The organism is Paenibacillus sp. FSL M7-1455 (assembly GCF_038004655.1).
Taxonomy (GTDB): domain Bacteria; phylum Bacillota; class Bacilli; order Paenibacillales; family Paenibacillaceae; genus Paenibacillus_AQ; species Paenibacillus_AQ cookii.
Genome location: NZ_JBBORO010000001.1, coordinates 4,890,513 through 4,908,681 on the forward strand (window position 1 = coordinate 4,890,513; position 18,169 = coordinate 4,908,681).

An 18,169-nucleotide genomic window follows, 5' to 3' on the forward strand; every position below is an offset into this window, starting at 1 on the left:
GCCATTTGAAAAATCCTATCCGCCAAACCGCCAAATCCTGAAGGCAAACTGCAACTCCGAAACTTTTTATTTCTTGGATCATAAAAAAAACGGCAGAACCCGAACCGGCGGGTTCTGCCGCTTATGCTGCTTGCCATTATGGCTTGGCTTGCGTCAATTTGCTCATGAAATTATAGATCATTTGGGCGCTTTCCGCCCGCGTCGCCGCTCCCGTCGGATGGAAGCGCTGCGGCGATTGACCTTGCATCAGTCCCGTAGCGTATGCGGCCTGCACCGCCTCCTGTACCCAGGCCGGCGAAGAGGCGACGTCGGTAAACGCGGCCTTGCCGGCGGAACCGCCGATTCCGGATGCGCCACCCGCCAGCTTATACGCGCGGGCGATCATGGCCGCCGCTTCCTGGCGTTTGATCAAAGCGTTCGGCGCGAAGCTGTTTTCGCTGACGCCCTGCACGATCCCGGCCTGCACCGCCGCCGATACGGCATCCGCATACCACTGGTCCGCTGCCACGTCGGCAAACGGCGTCGTGCCGCCGCCCTTCAGATTCAGCAGGCGTACCAGCATGGCGGCCATTTCCGCGCGGGTCACCGGCTGGTTCGGCGCAAACCGGCCGGCGTCGATCCCTTCGATCAGATGTTTCGCCGCCAGCTCCCGAATGACCTCCGCAGCCCAGTGATGTTCCGTATCCGCAAAGTTTTTGCGGTATTCCAACACGCCATAGGCAGGATCAAGATCGAAGATTTCGGAGGTCAGCTTGCCGCCGGAAAGCGGGCCCCCGACATAATCGAGCACGCCCGTGCCGGTCAGGCCGTAGATTCCGGACAGCCTCGCATTGACGTCCGTCGAGATCGGCAGCGTCAGCATGATCGGCTGCTTCAAATCGGTCAGCGAATATACTTGGCCGTCCTTTGCCGTGATGCTGAGGCTGAACCTCAGGAAATCGCTGCCCGTGCGGAGCGAAGCCCCCGCTTTATTCCCGGCTGCCCCCATCCGCTGCGCTTGTTCGCTGCCGCCAATCGGGTTCACGCTGAATCGGATTCGGCTTCCCGCACGTTGTCCTTCAGGGACCCGTTCGCTTACAGCCTGGAACACGGCCGCCGGAATCGTCAGCGAGACCTGGCCGGCCTGAATGTGTACCGGCTTGTTTTGCAGAATCGAAGCGGCACTGCCGGGCACAACCAATTCCGCGAACGGTTGATCCGTTTTGAAGGAAACGTCGCCTTTGGCAAGCGCGGACAGCTCGCTTTCCGATACGCTCCACGTTCCTTCATGTTTCGGAGGCGTCACCGGAGCTGGCTTACCGCTGCCTCCGTTATGGCCGCTGCCCTCATTGCCGTTAGTTCCGCCAGGATTTCCTCCCCCATTGCCGTTATCTCCACCCGGATTGCCCGGTGCTTGAACGTTCAACACATATTCCGCTTGGAACGCCTCGTAGGTTGCCGAAATAACGGTGGTTCCTTCCGCCAAAGCGGTGACCAGCCCCCGTTCATCGACGGATGCGACGTCCTTGCTGCTGCTGTCATAGATGACGCCTTCCAGCAGCGGAATGCGGGTCCCGTCCTGATAGACCGCTTCCGTGACGGTCTGGTCGGTTTCGCCGACTTTCAGGCTGCCTTTTCCCTTCAAATGCAATGAATCCATCTTGCCATCAGGAACCCGGTCCACGGTAATCGTTGTTTCTCCGTACAAGTTCGGGTTGGCGGCGCTTGTTGCCCTGACGACCGCCGTGCCCAGCCCCCGGGCCGTGACCAGTCCCTCGGCCGACACGCTGACCACCTCTGGATCCGCAGGGTCGGAGCTGTACACGGACCAAGTCACGCGCTTATCCGTCGTCTGCTCCGGCTTCACCGTCGCGGTAAGCTGGCGCGTTTCGCCGACGGCGAGCTTAACGTCCTGCTCCTTGATTTCCACGCTTTCCGGAGCCGTCATCTGTTTGGACAACGTAAACTGATCGACGATGCGCCCTCCTACCGTTTTCGTCACGAACTTGAGCAGGTCCCCGTCGACTTCGACCGAGGCGTACATTTGCGTCGCTTCATCGTCTGTCACGCGCTGCCAATCCCGCTTCGTCAGCGAATAAAACTTCGGCCCCGTCGAACCGGCAACGACGTACGTCGTGCCTTGGCCGTCGCCGACGATTTGGTTGTCCAGCATCGGGTACGTCCGCAAATAAATATGATCATGGCCGTTCAGGACGAGATCGACCCCGTGCTTTTCAAGTACCGGCGCCCATAACTGGCGAATTTCGGCCGTATCGTAGATGCTTCCGTACGGGCCGCGGTGGAAAATCGCGATTTTCCACGGTTTCGTCGTGGCTGACAAATCTTTTTCGAGCCATTTCTGCTGATCTTCATACTGATATTCGCTGTTCAGCACCACAAAGTGGATGTTTTTGTAATCGAAGGCGAAATGGCTTCCCTTCAAGCTGTCCAGTCCGTTCCCCGGCTGATTGAAATGGGCCAGGAAATCGTTGTTTTCCTTCGTGCCCATCACCTCGTGGTTGCCGATCGCGGCGACGAGCGTCGTGTTCAGGAACGCCTCCTGCGCTTCGCTGAACCACCATTTCCATTCCTGCTCGTTGAAGCCTTTGTCGACCATATCCCCGACATGGACCATAAATTCGGCGTCCGGCGTATTTTCAAGCGCTTTTTTAACCGTGTTCCCCCACAGCTGGAACCCTTTCAGGTCGCCTGCCTGGGAATCGGCAAAATACAGAAAACTCGTACGGTCCCCGGACGCTTCGGCGGTTTTGAACGTCCCTTGCTCGCTGTAACGGCCTTGACCGTCCCCTACGCGATACACGTATGCCGTTCCCGGTTCCAGTCCGTCGACGGTCGCTTTATGCACGCGCACGGTTCCGAGGTCCAGCGTTTGGTACAAGTAACTCGTGCCGTCTACTTTTTTGACGTTGGCCTGATCGAATCCGCTAAACTCCGACTGCTTGGCAACTTCCACGACGGTCGGCTCCGTGCCGGGATGGGTATGCCAGGTGAACCCTCTGGAGGCGGCCGGGTCCGCGCCCATGCTGACGTTGATGTTGTACGGCGTTTCCGTTCCGGATAGCGGGGACACCTTGAATTCGGCTACCGGACTGTACATGCCGCCTTTAGCCGCTTGTACCTTGTACGTTTGCACGCTCGACGTCAGGGATTTTGTTTTCAGCTGCCCCTGCGCGTCGGTCATGCCGATGGCCGCTTCATCGGCCAAAATTTGCGCCCCTTCCACGGGAGCCCCGGACTCCTCTTTCACCTGGAACACCGTCTCGTATCCTTGAATGTTTCCGTCCTCGTTCCACGATAACGTCAGGCCGCTTTGGATCGCGGAGGACAGCGGCAGCCCAAAGAAGGTGTATTTCACGTCGCCCGTGCCGACGAACGAAACGCTGCCCGACTCGAAACGAATGACATGCTCGCCCGTCGCATCCTTTTTGACGTCGTATTGAATTTGTCCGATCAAATCCTGGTCGGTCAACGCGGCTTCGTTCAGCCTGCTCATCGTCAGGACGACCGTGCCCGCATTGCCGTCGATGCCTGCCTGAGCCTGGGAAGCATCCAGCTTATGCCCCGGGACGAACCGCAGGTTTTCCACTTTCGTAGGATCAAAAGCAAGCTTGATTTGCGCGTCCTTCAATTCCGATGCTTTGACGCCTTTAAAATCGACCGAATACGTATTTCCGGTATAAATCCTTTTTGGCGTGTCATAGGTGATCTTGGAAGCGCCGGTATCCACGTTGAACGTCCATGCTTCGGTCGTCCGGTTGCCGGACCGGTCCTTTACCGTCACCCGCGCCTGATGAACCCCGTCCGCAAGCGGCGTGGCCGGCGTGTAATAAATTCGCCCTTCCGGCGGATACAGCGTATGCTGCACCCGGACCCCGTCCACGTCGAAACGGATCGAATCGGGATCGATCAAGGTCGTTCCGGGATGCTGCGCCGGATCGTATCCGGCATCCTCGGCGTACACCTTGATGACCGGCTGGTTCGTACGAACCGTTTCTCCCTCGGCCGGGGAGAAGTTTCGGAGCACCGGAGGCTCCAGATCGTCTTCCGCCGGGCCGTACAGCGCGCGGATTTGGTCCACGTAGATGACGCCGGCGTCTTTTTTCGCTCCCGAAGTCTCCATGTAACGCACGGGCATGTCCATCGTCAGCGGCAGCGTTCTGCCCTTAGGTACATCGGCTTCGACGTACTTCCAACCTACCCAGTTCACCCCGGTGTCTTGAGGAGTCAAATCGAGCGGGATCGCTCCTTTGCCGTCGCGCAGCTGCGCACGCAGCCAGTGGGCTTTGCCGTCCCCGTACACCCACATGCTGATTTTCTCCGGATACCCCGGAATCGCGATCGGGGCGTTTTTCGTTTGCAGGTAAGCGCCCGACGTGCCCGGCATGCCGGTAAAATCATATTCCAGCTTCAGCGAACCCGTGCCGAACCGCACCAGGTCCTCATTCGTTTCAATGCTGACCTTGGACGTTTTGAACTGGGCCCCGGCCGATGGCTGGTAATCATCCAATCCGTTTTCGAAATCCTCCAATATGACCGGCGGCAATCCGATGTTTACGTCCACCGATGCCTCAACCCCTTTATAGCCGACAATAATTTTGCCGCTTTGTTCCGTTTGGTCCGTCGCCGTAAAGACCCCGTTGGAGTCGATCGATCCGATCGGCCCTTCCACGCGCCAATTCAGCTGGCCGTTATCGGCCTGAATGACCTGGCCGTTGCGCAGCGCGGTCACCTTGAGCTTTTCCGACTTGCCCGGCGCGAAGCTTTTGACCGCATCCCCGAAAGAAAGCTCGGTCAGCGTATCCACGACCTCCACTTTCGCTTCTCCGCGCAGCGCGCCCGAGGTCACGGCAATATCCGCCATGCCGGCTCCCGGTCCGGCCGTAAACGCGCCTTGGTCGTCGATCTTGCCGATCTGCGGGTTTACGCTCCATTGCAGGGAACCGCTAAAGGCCGCCGGATGCAGGTTCGCATCCACCGCCGCCGCTTTGAAGGAAGCCGACGACCCTGCGAGCACGCGCTGCAGCTGCGGCTGAACGACAAGCTTGTCCGCCGCTTCTTCCGGCGCTTTGTTTACGAGCAATATTCCGTTTGCCGTCTTGCGCTCCCCGCCGTCCGAAGGGGAATTCAGCAGCTTCCGCTGGGTTTCGCCCGGCATCCGCGCAATGAAGGTGGAAGACCCTCCGCCATCGAGATTCAGCGCGTTGACGACGCCCATGTCCTTCAGGATCTGCGCAAGTTCGGCCAGCGTCACGCCTTCGCTGAACCCCGGCTGGCGCCCGTCGATTTCGAGCAGCACGACCGAGCCGTCCGCTTTCGTCCCGACCGCCGTGCGGGGATGGGCCGCCGGATCGGAATTCGGCTGGACCTGCCCGTCTTTGACAAGCAGCGCCGAACCGCCGATCGCCATCGTAACGTCGCTCCATTCGCCGCTCAGCTGCAGGCTGACGCTGACCTCGTCCCCGACTTGAAGCCCGGCGAGGCGATCCCGCTGCGTGCCCGAAGCGGACAAGACGACTTTGCCGTCCGCGATCGGCGTATTCCCTTTGTTGCCGTGGATGCTCTCCACTTTCAGCTGCAGCGTCTGCCCGCTTTTGACTTCGCCCTTCAGCACGCCAAGAACGACCTCATCCCCCAAATCGTTGGTCATCGTGGACGCGTGGAAATCCGGGGTATACAGCACCAGATCGTTGTTGCCGCGGATCCGGTTGATCGCGCTCAGTTCCGCCGTTTTGCCGCCGATCGTCAACGTTTTGGCCAGGCTGGGGCTTGGGCCGTACAACGTCGTGCCGTCCGCCTTTAATCCGAAAGCATACCAGTCCTTCGGCGGGCTGACCAGCATCTTGCCGCCGCCCATAAACATCCCCAGCGGAACGCCGCTGGACATATCGTAAAAATCGCCGTTAATCCCCGCGATGACCCGGTTTCCCGGCTTGTCCGCGTCGCCGGCCATTTTGCTGACGCCCTGCATGCCGTAGACCTTGCCGTCCGTCAGGCCCGGCTCAAGCGTTAACGCCGCATTCTTCGGATCAAACTCGACCATATGGAGCTTTTCCAGCCCGCGGTCCAGCTTCATATCCCTCCACGTATAGGTCGCGCCCGGCCCGATCTCGGCCTGCCTTTCGTCGATGACGGTCCCGAACGCCGCCGCCCCCGCAACCTCCGCCCGCGCCTGCTGCCCCGGAAGCAGCATCGACAGCATCAACGTGCCGCTTAGCAGCGAGGACCAAATCTTTTTCGTCCTTTTCCTCATCATTCTATCTTTCCTCCCATTCTTCCGCCAGCATTTCGAGCCTTGCGTAGAACCATTTCAGAAAAGTATAGCGGCCCCTTGTTAAGCCTCCTCCCGTCCTTTCGTAAACGCATTGTAAAATATTATTTTGAAATTAATCTAAATCTAGCTGCCTTTACTATAAAATTTAATTTCATAGAATTTAAGGAACTTTTTTCCTAGGGACAAGGGGCTATGCTATTTGCGGCTTGGCGTCACCCTTTTCCGAAATTCAACATTTCCGGTCATCGATTGCCCGATTTCGCTGAACGCCGGATCTTGCCCTTATTTAGGGACGGGGTTGGGTCAGGGGACAATTTCAGGTGAGGGACATCGGATCGGTGTGCACAGTAGGCTATTTTAAGGAGGAATAGAAGTGGCTGATGCGGTCCTACACTTGCCATCCATCATTTGACAGACTTCTCCAAAAGGCTTCATACTATGAATATGTGAAACTATGTACAGAAGGAGTCATTCCATGTCAGACAATCCGATCGAACAAATGAGAGTCATCCAAAAAGAGCTGAAACGTTTTATGATGACATATAAGTTTGCCTTGCAGGAAGTCGAAACGAAAATCAAAATTTTGCAGGAAGAATTCCAAATGCTCCACGATTACAATCCGATCGAACATACCAAATCCCGCTTGAAGTCGCCGGAAAGCATTTTGAAAAAGCTGATGCGCAAAGGCGGGGCAAGCTCCCTCGAGGAAATTAAGAAAACGATCCGGGACATCGCAGGCATTCGGATTACCTGTTCTTTCATTTCGGACATTTACCGAATCAGCGACATGCTGCAGAGCCAAAACGATCTGAAGACCCTTTCCGTCAAGGACTATATCAAAAACCCGAAACCAAACGGCTACAAAAGCCTTCATATGATCGTCGAAGTCCCGGTGTTCATGTCCGATCACGAGGAATCCGTCTGCGTGGAGATCCAAATCCGCACCATCGCCATGGACTTCTGGGCAAGCCTGGAACATAAAATTTTCTACAAATACTACGAATCCGTGCCGCAGCGATTAGTCGACGATCTGAAAAAAGCCGCGGACACCGCCTATGCGCTGGACACGACGATGGAGCAGCTTCACCACGAGATGGAGGATATCAAACGGTCCAACCAAGCGGACGGCAAAGGGGAGTTTCAGCTGTTGATCGATAACGAGCAGTTTAAAATCCCTGAAAAATTGTTGAGCATCATTTCGCCCCCATCTTGAACATTTGAAAATAGAGGCATGTCGCCGAAAAAGCAAAAAAACCGGTACCTGAATGGGTCCGGTTTTTCTTGTTTTATTTTGTACTGCTGTGTTGCGCCCTTTAGTTGCTCCCGCGGTACGTCCAGTAGAGAAACTCGTCGTCCTCGCGGTCGATGCCGAATCCCAATTTTTCGAGCACCTTGCGGGACGCGCCGTTCCCCGGCTCGCATCTGGCGGTCACTTTTTTGACCCCGTCCCGGCTTGTCGCCCATGCCAGCAAACCCGATGCGGCTTCGAAGCAGTAGCCCTTCCGCTGCTGGCTTTCGTTCGTCGCAAAACCGATCTCGATCATGCCGTTTTCATCCGGTTCGCCCAAAAAGCCGATCCCGCCCACGATTTCCCGCTCCGCCTTCGTTGCGATGATCCACGAATCGAATCCGCGAGTGCCGTTATTTTTGACCAGCAGCTCCCGAAAAAACGGCAGCGCTTCGTAGAAGTCTTGTCCGGGCCATTCGCCGTTGGTTTTGTACCCTAACGCTTCAATGGCCCGCGCATCGCGCCCGGCTGCCGCATCAATGAGATCCAGATCGAGCGTCTGCAGGATTAACCTTTCGGTTTCCAGTTTCATAAAGTCGTACCATGCCTCCTACACCAAAGTCCCACGGCATGAAACGTTCATGCCTGGCACCGTACTATTTCGATATCGGCAGGCCAACATCCTGTCCGGGACCGGCTTATCAGGGCCATGGCCCCCTCCTTCCGGCGTATGTTGTTCCGTGGCCGCTCTACCGCTTTCATCTTATTCAGCTATCCGCGTTTGATGTTTTTGAAATGTCTACGATATAAGAGGTGATTTCCTTGATTTTTGTTTTGTTTAAACTGCTATTGAAACGATAAACATGACAGAAGGCGTAGCTGGTATGGTCCCCGAGCTTCAGGATGCCGTTTAAGGAACCGGAATATCCGTGCGTTATTATATTGCTGATCACTAACTCCGTGGGCTTTTTGCTGATCAGTTTTTCAAGCATGCGGAGGACTTCATCTTTACCTTGCAATACGTTGTTGCCGATAAAATTCCATTGGATATCGTCAATGATCTTCTCCATGATAAAGCCGCTATCGTTGGAAACGAAGGCAACATTAAACGCTCTAAGAAATTCCTTTTTGGGTGCGTTCCCGCAATCTTCGGCACAAATAATTTTCACCTGTTCGTTTCGGCTGTTGTCCCCTGGCATACTCCCGATCCCCCTCATTCAAAGTATCTTTGACCATCATATTATACAAGCCATAGAACGAATGCAAACATTAAACAGCGACCATGGCTTTATGAAAAATCGTTTCGGTGTTTCGTCAAGCCGGCTTAACCCTCTGCTCTATTCCATCCAGCAATAAAGCAATTCCGGAATGAAACAGTTCATCGGAACCCAGCAATTCAAACCGGCCTTCTTCATGCATCCGTTGAAGTACTTTAAATTGCGATAGATCCACATGGGGATTCCCGTTAGGATCCTCCTGCAGCGATATCTGCAGCATACGTTGTTCGTATTCCTCAACGGCAAAATGGATGACGTAGTTAAAGAAATGGGTCGTATATGAAAATTTCTGCGTATCCGTCAATGAAGTAGGTTCGATCATCTGCAACAGACATTCGAACAGTTCCATAAAGTCCGCCTCCGGCCTTGACTTCATCAGAAGCTGGCCGGAACAAGGGAATTGCCGAAGCTTGCTCCGAATCACCGTAGCGCTAATGCGGAGCCGTTCCCGCCAGTCTCCTTGCTTGGGTAGATCGCTGATGATTTCTCTTGAAACCAGGTTGGCCAACGTTTGATAAAGCACTTGCTTACTCTCGAAATACCAGTAGATCGTGGGGGCTTGAACGTTCAATTCCTTGGAGAGGTTTCTCATCGTAAAATGTTCGATGCCCTGGTCGGAGAGAAGCTTCCAGGAGGCTGCAATGATTTTCTCTTCGCTGATATGTGGCCTGCGTTTAGGCATAAAAGACAATCCAACTCCATTCCAAAAATTCTGATATGCCTATTATACTCTATACCGTTATTCCTCCAACTCTGCATCTTCAGCAGGCAAGGGCTTCTGGTTGAACATACTTTCCCCTGCTTTCGAGGAAAGCCGGACATCCCTCATCCCACGTTCAATGGCACTCACCTCATAATCGCGCAAAGCGGCCAAAAGTTCCTTTTCCCCGTTTTTCACGCGGATGAGTTCCTTCGAGAGCTGATAGGCATCAAAAAGTGCCGCGTTTCCCCCGATCCCTGCCGGTGTCATGGGATGCAGCGCGTCTCCCAGCAAAACCAGAGGGGTTGTTTCTTTCCAAGGCTTATACGGCAAAACATTGCGGAGGTGATAAACCGCCGTTTTCTCCGGAGCCGCGAGTTCCAACATCCGCTTTACTTGTGGATGCCAGTGTTTGGTTTTCGCTTGGGCCACAGACAACAATTCAAAACCGTTCAAGCGGAAGAGCTGCTCGTCAGGCATACCGAACCACCCGGGCGAGCACGCAAATACAGCGTACAGGTAATCCTGTTGAGGGGAAATCTTCACATGAAGGGACATGGATTCCGGCAGCCGTTCCATATTAGGCTTGAATGCCATGTCTTCAAGAAGAAGGGACACCGGAGCATCTCCTTCCGGATTTGTAAGGCATCTCATGCTGCGGTCTCCAATGAGCATATGCAGTTCCTTTCTCCGCTCATCATCCAGAAATACCTTGGTATAAAGGGCCCTGCCCCCCGTATCGAAAATTTTCACCCCAGGTTTGTATTGTTGCCGGACTTTGGAGCCTCCCCCGTCAGCCCCAACCAGGACATCCGCATCCATATGCTCCCCGTTGTCGAACCACGCTCTTAAGCGTCCGTTTTCCAACCTTTCATAATGGGTGAACCGGTAGCCGAAGCTGATCCTGTCACCCAGTTCGCCAAGCAGCACTTCACGAAAGGTAAACCGGTTCACGGATGGCGTGGCTTCCGCTTGATTGTACATGGGATGCTGTTCTTCCTCGGGCTCCAAAGAAACCGGATCTAAGAAAACGGGGTGTGCCGGCCCTAAAACGGATGTTTCAAGATAGAGATCGTACAGCTTTTCCGGAAGACAAAACCGCAGTGCCGTTGATCCATTCCCATTGATTTTGATTCGATAGCCTGTTTGGACAAAATGGTCTGCACGCTCACGTTCGCACACATGGAAATCAATATGATGTTTTTTCAAGCTTTGTGCCAATGCAAGTCCGCCGAGACCGCCGCCGATAATGACTACAGATAATGATGTCATGTCGTTTGATCATCCTTTAACTAAGTTAGATTTATTTTACAACGTTATATTAAGGGGGTCCTTCTTTGTTTGTCAATGATTTTTGAGGACACAACCGAAACTTACTTATCAGTTAGCGGAAGCCGAGGTCTCTGGAATAACCAAATTGTTGCCAAACTGCTTGCCGAAAGCCTCCATCTGCGCACAAAAAAATGGCCTTCTGCTGCAAGACCATTTTTCAAAAATAAGTTACTGTTTGTTGGCTATGACCTGATCAAGAAACTGATCTGCGTCGCTGTTAAATTTCCAGTGAACTCCAAATTGATCGACCAGCATTCCAAAGCACGAAGACCAAGGCGTATTGGATAACGGCATGATGACATAACCACCTTCAGATAAACTAGAGAAGTATTGTTGCAGTTTTTGCTTGTCATCGAAGACTAGACTAATCAGAATATGATTCCCTTTTACCAGCTCTCCGGTTACCGCCTTCATGGAAGGCAAAATGTCGGACATCATGATTTTCCCGCCTGCGAATTCGATCGAAGATTCCATGATCATATTTAACTCGTTTTCCGGCAGTGGATGGTTTGGATCTTGCGGGATATCCCCAAATTTCGCTTTTTTGACTTCCGTAGCGTTTAAAGCCTCCGCATAAAAATCAATCGCTTGTTCTGCAACCCCGTCAAAGTTTAAATAGGCAATAGCGGACATAAAGCAATACCTCCTTCTTGTGATACCTTGAAGTATAAGGCCTAAAATGTGACAGCAGTCTGTCAGTGTTCTTCTGCCGTCTCTGCTTCTCCGCCAAAAAAATCACGGTTCGTCTTCCTTCCAATTCCGATGCCGGAGATCACCTCAGCCAAATCTCATGAACTTAACGGAACCTGCTGTTTTTTCTCACCCAAGTTTTTCAATTTCCTGTATGATGATGCTATGAAAAAAATATTATCCTTCATGGATTGGGGCATATTCGCTCTTCGTTTATACCATTACATGTTGCTGTTGTCCCGGGTTCTGGCAGCAAGCGAGTTTTCAGGCCGGACATTACTTAACGCAACCTGGTTGAGCATAGCCCTTGTCGTTCCTCTGCTGTTCTGGTTTCCCGGGCGCCGGATGAACAAAGCCTGGTTTTGCGTTCTGGAGCTGTTGCTTGGCGGTTCTTATTATGTGAATTCCGTCATCCATCCGGATCTGACCTCCAAAGCGGACTATTTGCTGCCGAGTCTTGCAATGGGGTACTTATTAACGAAGCAAACCTTCTGGATCATCCCCTTGCTTGCTGTCGTTCCTTTTGCCTTCCAGTCTTACTTAGGATTGTCTTGGGAGCACACCCTGGGCATCGGCACGGACAACCTGCTGTTCTGCTTCATCGGGATGTGGGCAAGCCTGGTCGCCAATGCGTATGATCAGAAAAATAAACTGGCAGCCGAAGTGGAGCAGCAAAATAAGCTGTTAACGCACTACACGGCCGAGATCGAGAAAATGACTTTGCTTGAAGAGCGCAACCGCATGTCCAAGGAGCTTCATGATACGCTGGGGCATTCCTTTATCTCGCTCATTCTGAGCCTGGATGCTTCTATCGCCCTTATGGATAACAAGCCTGCCGAGGCCAAAGAACGGTTAATCCGCTTAAGGGCATTGGCTGAGCAAAATCTGGACGATATGAGAAACATCGTACACGAGATGGGGGAAGAAGAGGAAACCAGCCTGGTCCGGCAGGTCGAAGCCCTTGCGGCCCGTTTCCGGGAGCACACGGGTGTGGCCCTGACTTTGAGTCTGCCGGGGACAGAGCGGTCCATACGTTTTGAAGTACGGCAAACGATCCTTCGGGTCATCCAGGAATCCTGTACGAATGCGCTCAAACACGGAAAAGCATCTCAACTGCATCTGGAGCTCGGTTTTTCCGAGAACCATCTGCAATTGTCCGTTCGCAATAACGGCAAGCCGATCGGCAAACTCAATGACGGCTTCGGCCTGACCGCGATGAAACATCGGGTTGAGCGGTTGGGAGGCAGCCTGCGCCTGTCATCCGGGGAGGGAACTCCAGCGATCACCGAAGTCAGATGCGAAATTCCGCTGAAAGGAGCGATGCCGCATGGCGAAAATTAAAGTGCTGCTTGCCGACGATCAAGAGTTGATTCTTGAGAGCTTACATATCGTGCTGTCCATGGAAGAGGATTTGGAAATCGTCGGTTTAGCCAGAAATGGGGAAGAAGCCGTAAAGGGCTGCGAGCAGTTTATGCCGGATATGGTGTTGATGGATGTCAACATGCCGGTCATGGACGGCGTTGCCGCAACGGCCCTGATTAAAGAGCGAATGCCCGCAACCAAAATCATCATGCTGACCTCCTATAAAGAGGTGGAATATGTATTAGCGGCTTTGAGCCACGGAGCGGAAGGGTATCTGCTCAAAGCCATTCATCCCAAAGACCTGGCTGCAGGGATACGGGTGGTTCAGGCAGGAGGGACTTTAATTTCGCAGGAAATGGCGGGTAAACTGATCAAGAACATGAACAACCCCTCCCTTGCGAAAAATAATGAGTTCGGGCTCACCGCCCGTGAAATCGAAGTGCTGCAAAAGCTGGCCGCAGGCCTGCGCAACCAGGAAATCGCCGAGATGTTGTATCTGAGCGAAGGGACGGTTAAAAATTACATCTCATCGATTTATTCGAAGCTGCATGTAAAAAGCAGGCGTGAGGCCGCCCGTAAAGCCCGGGATTCGGGAATCATGGATCATTAATTATGACTAAAGCGCACTGCCTCTTTATGACTTTTTCAGCCTATACTCATAACATCAAACCACAAAAGAGGCGATATAAGTCATGAAGAAAAAAGTGTACGGGAAAGAGCTGCGGCAGCGTGGCCGGAAGTTAAGTGCTTGGAGCTCATTTTGGCGTTTTCCCATCGTCTGGATGATTGCGGGAGCCGTCGGCATCATTCTCATCGATACGGTATTCAGGCAGCTGACAGCCCAAGCGGAGGGGGCCGTTTCCCTTATTTTTACACTGGTGATGGGCTTTCTGGCCATCCTGGTCTATAAGCTCACGCTGACGTTCCTGGCCCGGCGGTCCACTCCGGAGATATCCGGACAGCGCGCAGGGACGGAAGCTATTCTGGGCGTATTGACCGGGACGATTTTTATCACAGGGTCCGTTCTTATCATTGCGGCTCTGGGAGGATACTCCTTCCAGTGGGCAAGTTCCGCGGATCCGAGTACTGTTCTAATATCCTCCGTGAAACCAGCTTTAGAAGGGGCCGTGATCGAGGAGCTTATTTTTCGCGGACTGATGTTTCAAGCCATGGATACATGGGGAGGAAAACCGCTCGCGCTTGCCGTGACCTCCCTATTCTTCGGCGCCTCCCATCTTGGAAATACAGGGGCGACGGTATGGAGCGCGTTCGCCATCGTCCTGGAGGCAGGCGTTCTGCTCGGAGCCGCTTTCTTGTGGCGGCGGAACTTGTGGTTTACGATGGGGCTGCATTTGGCTTGGAATACCATGGAAGGCTTGCTTGGAATTCCGGTTTCCGGGCACGCCGCGGCCGGTCTATTTACCGTCAAGATGAACGGGGACGCACTTCTCACAGGGGGCGATTTTGGACTTGAGGGCTCTATTGTTCCGGTTGCAATCAGTCTTCTGTTCTCCGTTCCTATGCTTATTGCGGGTGCAAGGAAGCGGAGGGTCGACGCCGGCAAGCCTTCCGCGTTAAAGTAAACGGGACCGTAAACCCTACTTCCGCTGCCCGGATTGATTCTTTAGATGAAGAAAGTTCCGCATAAGGAGCGGCAAAGATACCAGAATCGGGGGATCGTCTTGCCGGGCGGGATGAAGCATGACTTCCTGGTAACGGACAGGCGTGTAAGGTTGAACGGTAATCGGCGCGTGCGCTCTGGTACGCAAGGTCGCATGCGGCAGCAGGAAATCCTTCGTCTGCATCTCCCAAGAGACGGACGTTGCCATCAAATAATAAGTGCCGGGCCTGACATCCGTAAAACGAAAGCGTCCCAAGGAAGGAAGCAGCGTCCCGTATAACGGGAATCCTTCGGGAATGGGCTTGGCAAACAAGCCAATCAGGATGAAGCCGTCGAACGGAACGGCCGAACAGATCTCGCCTTCGATCGTGGAGTTGCCGGAGAGCAGAACAGAAGACATCGTTCCCCAGTCGCTCAGATTCCGCAACGACTTGAAGTGCGCTTCCGCTTCTTGCGCCGACCGGCGAAATTCGGACGGCGTCACGCCTACCCGCTCGGTAAACCGGGTCGTGAACGTGCCCAGGCTCTGCTGCCCGATCTCGAGTCCGATATCGCGAATGGTCAGGTTCGTCTGCAGCAGCAGGTCTTTGGCTTTCTGCAAGCGGAGAGCCGAGACATAATACATGGGCGAAAGCCCGATCTTCTCTTTGAAGATGCGCGTAAAATGAAACGGGCTGTATAGCGCAATGTCGGCCAGGCGCGAAAGCTGAAGCGGTTCGTCGATATGCTTGTGAATATAGGCAATGACTTCGTCGATTCCTGAATAGTCGTCTGTTACCTCTTTCGCCACGCCATCACCCCGTTTTGAATATTTATCATGATTTTCCATATTTTAAACCAGATCCGGCTTCCTCGACAATGACCGTCCCTAAAGCGATGATTCAGACGCGGCGGTTTAAGCCCAAAAATCCCCGCGGCCTGTTCGCCGGCGGGGATTTGTTTCGCGATCCGGTGCAGCTTCTGCGGATTTCCTAGGATTTGATCAAATCCTCCCGCAGCGGGGTGAAGCAATCGAGCAGCGCGCTTGGCTCCAGCGCTTTGGCGCCGTGCCTTGCGCCGCCGGGAATGACGATCGTTTCGCCGGCGGAAATGATGCGTTTTTCCCCGTCGATCGTAAATTCGACCCGTCCTTTCAGGCAGTAGGACAGCTGTTCATGCGGGTGGGCATGCTCGTAGCCTTCGGCCCCTTCCTCAAAATGAACCTCCATCATCATCAGCGAAGCGCCGGGCGGCATGATTTTGCGTCTAACGCCAGGCTCCGCGTCTTCCCATACGCCGATATTGCTCATAAAGAATACCTCCTCCTTCAAGTTTGCTCGCGGCAAATCGGACGCGGCCGTCCCTTCGCGGGAGCCGTCTAAAACGCCTTCGGGATTTCGATTTTTTGCGTTTTGCCCTGATCGGTCAAATACAGGTTATAGCTGAACCCTTGGTCGTCCATAAAATATGAAACGTATTTGCCGCGCTCATCGAGACGTTTCGGCAATAAAAGCGTGGCGATCCGGTGCGACGACGCTTCCTTCGTTTCGGCCGTCAGATGCCAGTGCTTGCCGAGCCCTTCGATTTCCGCCGGATCGACGCCGGCAAATTCATTCGTTTGGCTGAGCGCCAGCTCGCCCGACGAGCTGAAGATAAACCGCCCCTCCATCAGCGCCCGTTTGCCGTTGACGTGAAACGACTGCCCGCGCAAATCCATCTCGTATAACGTGTGGAACAGCCACTGCACCCGGCCCGGCCGCTCCAGATCGACGGCGTCGACGACGACGAAATACGCATTTTGCACGAAATAAATTTCCCGTTTGTATTGCTTCAAATAAGGGACATGCTCCTGGTACGCCTGCGCCGGGTTCATGCGGACGTACGCGTAATCCTTGCCCCGGTGCGCGTCTTCGACTTCGCCTTTGGCCGCGATGTTCAGCGCCTTGTTCATGTCGGCGAACTGCCCTTGGCCGTCGATCAAAATCGCGTTTTTCGATCTCGTCTGCCTGCGCCAATTTAAATGCATGGAGCTGTTGAACGCGACGTAATAGCCGCTTTCCACCGCCAGCGGTTCGCCGTAAGCATGCAGCATGAACGCACCCTGGTCCCCGTGGCTGTGGCTGACCGAGCCGTAACGGCTGCTTTTGGCCACCAACGAAATCTGCTCCTGCGGGTCGTGCATCCGGTGATGCATCGCTACCCAGCCGACGTCCCGAAACCATTTGACCGGCTCGATGTCGGACGGCTCTACGGCTTGAACCCGGGGATAATTGCGGTAATAAAGCAAATCGTCGAAATGAAAATCCCACCAGCCGTAATTGTAGAACATCCGGTCCGCTTCCGGATTCCGGTCCTTCAGCTGCTCGTAATACCACTGGTACCAGCCGTTCCCCGTAATCCCGGCGTATTGGCGCATGTTGTAGCCGACCTTTTTGATGATGTCGTCCCCGAGCGTCGAGTTGTCGCCGAACGAGGTGCGGGTCGATGTCGTCGGGCTGTAGCAGTAGAGCGGAAAATCGCCGGTATGCCGGAAAAAAGGACGCTCGAACATGTTGATTCCGGCGAAATTTTTCAGCAGGTCCAGCGCTTCGGTCAAATAAGCCATGCCCGTCGTCCAGTAATGCGGGCCCTCTGCCCAGCCGCCGTCGGCGCCGCCCCAGGGGGAAAACAGCGTGTAATAATATTCGACCGTATAATCCAGCCACGCCCTCGCTTGCGGCTCGTCGTCGAACAACGCGATGCAGCAGGGGACAAGCACCGAAGACAAGGAACGGACCGCATGGCTGTCGTACGGGATATGATGGATTTTGGAGCGTTTGATCACATGGTCGGCCACCTGCTCCGTTCGGCGCAGCAGCCGCCCGCGTACCGTCTCCCGTTCGCTTTCGGTCAGCTGATCGTGCAGCCAGTCATATCCCCAGGCAAGCGCCCCCGCGATCCGAAACGCGGCTTCATCGTTATAATCCCGGCTTGTCGGCCCTTCCGGGTCCCAGGAGGCGGCGTGCAGCAGCCACGCTTTCGCTTTGGCAAGCACATCGGCATCCTGCAGCACGACGCCCGCGATGCTCAGATGCCGGATGGCGTACAGCACTTCCTGGCAAGCCAGGTAGCTTTCCCGCCATAACGCGGCCGTGCGGCGATGGCCCGGATAGGGCTGCGGTTCCGCGATCAGCTCGCGCGTCAGCCATGGCTTGACGGAATGCTCGTAAAACGCGCGCCACCCGGTGCCTTCCGCATCCTCCGCGATGCTGCCGCGGTACGCGCCGATCTCGCCCGGCTGCAGCCACAGCCTCGGGTGGCCGCCCTGCACCCGGCGGTAACGGTCCGCCGCCGGTGCCAGCGGCGTCTCGGGCAGTCCCGCCGGTACATGGAAGGCGCGCACGACGCTCCATTCGAATTGCCCTCCCGCCGCGTCTCCTTCCGATTCAAGCAGCGCGTACCGCCAATAATAATCGCCCGGCTCCAAGGCCTCGTCCGGCGTGAAAAAGTTGTACCCTATAGGCTCGTATCTTCTCGTCGTTTCCTGCCGGAAGTCCGTGGAAGACGAAACCTCCAGGACGTACCGGTCCTCCTCCAGCTTGGCCGGAATCCATGTGAAACGCGGCGGATTCTCGTACAGCACGGTGTCTTCCCGCGGCGCATACTGAACGGTCAGTTCCCCGCTTACGGGCTGAAACAACGCATTTACTGCATTCATGCTTTTCCCCTC

General features: G+C 54.6%; 13 protein-coding genes. 4 read left to right on the forward strand and 9 right to left on the reverse strand.

What is annotated here, in order from left to right:
• Positions 1 to 136: 136 nt before the first annotated feature.
• Entirely contained in the window at positions 137 to 6,253 is a 6,117-nt protein-coding gene (locus tag NYE48_RS22495) for a phosphodiester glycosidase family protein (RefSeq protein WP_341000011.1), read from the reverse strand.
• 493 nt (positions 6,254 to 6,746) lie between these two features.
• Here NYE48_RS22495 and NYE48_RS22500 point away from each other — a divergent pair, with 493 nt between their 5' ends.
• Entirely contained in the window at positions 6,747 to 7,484 is a 738-nt protein-coding gene (locus NYE48_RS22500) for a GTP pyrophosphokinase (RefSeq protein WP_212950971.1), read from the forward strand.
• A gap of 100 nt (positions 7,485 to 7,584) precedes the next feature.
• Here NYE48_RS22500 and NYE48_RS22505 read toward each other — a convergent pair whose 3' ends face one another.
• From NYE48_RS22505 to NYE48_RS22525, 5 genes are all read right to left on the reverse strand, one after another.
• Positions 7,585 to 8,091: a GNAT family N-acetyltransferase gene (locus tag NYE48_RS22505; protein ID WP_341000012.1), complete on the reverse strand. Its 507-nt coding sequence runs from the start codon at positions 8,089 to 8,091 to the stop codon at positions 7,585 to 7,587.
• Positions 8,092 to 8,266: 175 nt separating this feature from the next.
• Positions 8,267 to 8,698 (reverse strand): hypothetical protein, encoded by a 432-nt coding sequence (locus NYE48_RS22510; protein WP_341000013.1) that lies wholly within the window; start codon positions 8,696 to 8,698, stop codon positions 8,267 to 8,269.
• Between the two features lie 115 nt (positions 8,699 to 8,813).
• Entirely contained in the window at positions 8,814 to 9,458 is a 645-nt protein-coding gene (locus NYE48_RS22515; protein WP_341000014.1) for a TetR/AcrR family transcriptional regulator, read from the reverse strand.
• A 57-nt stretch (positions 9,459 to 9,515) separates the two neighbouring features.
• Positions 9,516 to 10,748, reverse strand: coding sequence for an FAD-dependent oxidoreductase (locus tag NYE48_RS22520; RefSeq protein WP_341000016.1), 1,233 nt, complete (start codon positions 10,746 to 10,748; stop codon positions 9,516 to 9,518).
• A 228-nt stretch (positions 10,749 to 10,976) separates the two neighbouring features.
• Complete coding sequence (locus NYE48_RS22525; RefSeq protein WP_341000017.1) at positions 10,977 to 11,441, reverse strand: VOC family protein; 465 nt, start codon at positions 11,439 to 11,441, stop codon at positions 10,977 to 10,979.
• A 222-nt stretch (positions 11,442 to 11,663) separates the two neighbouring features.
• Here NYE48_RS22525 and NYE48_RS22530 point away from each other — a divergent pair, with 222 nt between their 5' ends.
• From NYE48_RS22530 to NYE48_RS22540, 3 genes are all read left to right on the forward strand, one after another.
• A complete protein-coding gene (locus tag NYE48_RS22530; protein ID WP_341000018.1) occupies positions 11,664 to 12,839 on the forward strand; it encodes a sensor histidine kinase in 1,176 nt (391 codons plus the stop codon).
• A complete protein-coding gene (locus NYE48_RS22535; RefSeq protein ID WP_212950963.1) occupies positions 12,826 to 13,470 on the forward strand; it encodes a response regulator transcription factor in 645 nt (214 codons plus the stop codon). Before NYE48_RS22530 ends, NYE48_RS22535 begins: the two co-directional genes overlap by 14 nt.
• Before the next feature lie 82 nt (positions 13,471 to 13,552).
• A complete protein-coding gene (locus NYE48_RS22540; RefSeq protein ID WP_341000019.1) occupies positions 13,553 to 14,443 on the forward strand; it encodes a CPBP family intramembrane glutamic endopeptidase in 891 nt (296 codons plus the stop codon).
• Between the two features lie 15 nt (positions 14,444 to 14,458).
• Here the strand turns inward: NYE48_RS22540 and NYE48_RS22545 are convergent, their stop codons facing one another.
• The 3 genes from NYE48_RS22545 to NYE48_RS22555 form a co-directional block, all read right to left on the reverse strand.
• On the reverse strand, positions 14,459 to 15,310 hold the full coding sequence (locus NYE48_RS22545) for an AraC family transcriptional regulator (RefSeq protein WP_341000020.1): 852 nt from the start codon (positions 15,308 to 15,310) through the stop codon (positions 14,459 to 14,461).
• 142 nt (positions 15,311 to 15,452) lie between these two features.
• Complete coding sequence (locus tag NYE48_RS22550) at positions 15,453 to 15,770, reverse strand: cupin domain-containing protein (RefSeq protein ID WP_212950960.1); 318 nt, start codon at positions 15,768 to 15,770, stop codon at positions 15,453 to 15,455.
• A gap of 68 nt (positions 15,771 to 15,838) precedes the next feature.
• The gene (locus tag NYE48_RS22555) at positions 15,839 to 18,157 is read right to left on the reverse strand and encodes a DUF4962 domain-containing protein (RefSeq protein ID WP_341000021.1); all 2,319 of its coding nucleotides are present in this window, start codon (positions 18,155 to 18,157) and stop codon (positions 15,839 to 15,841) included.
• Between the last annotated feature and the right edge of the window lie 12 nt (positions 18,158 to 18,169).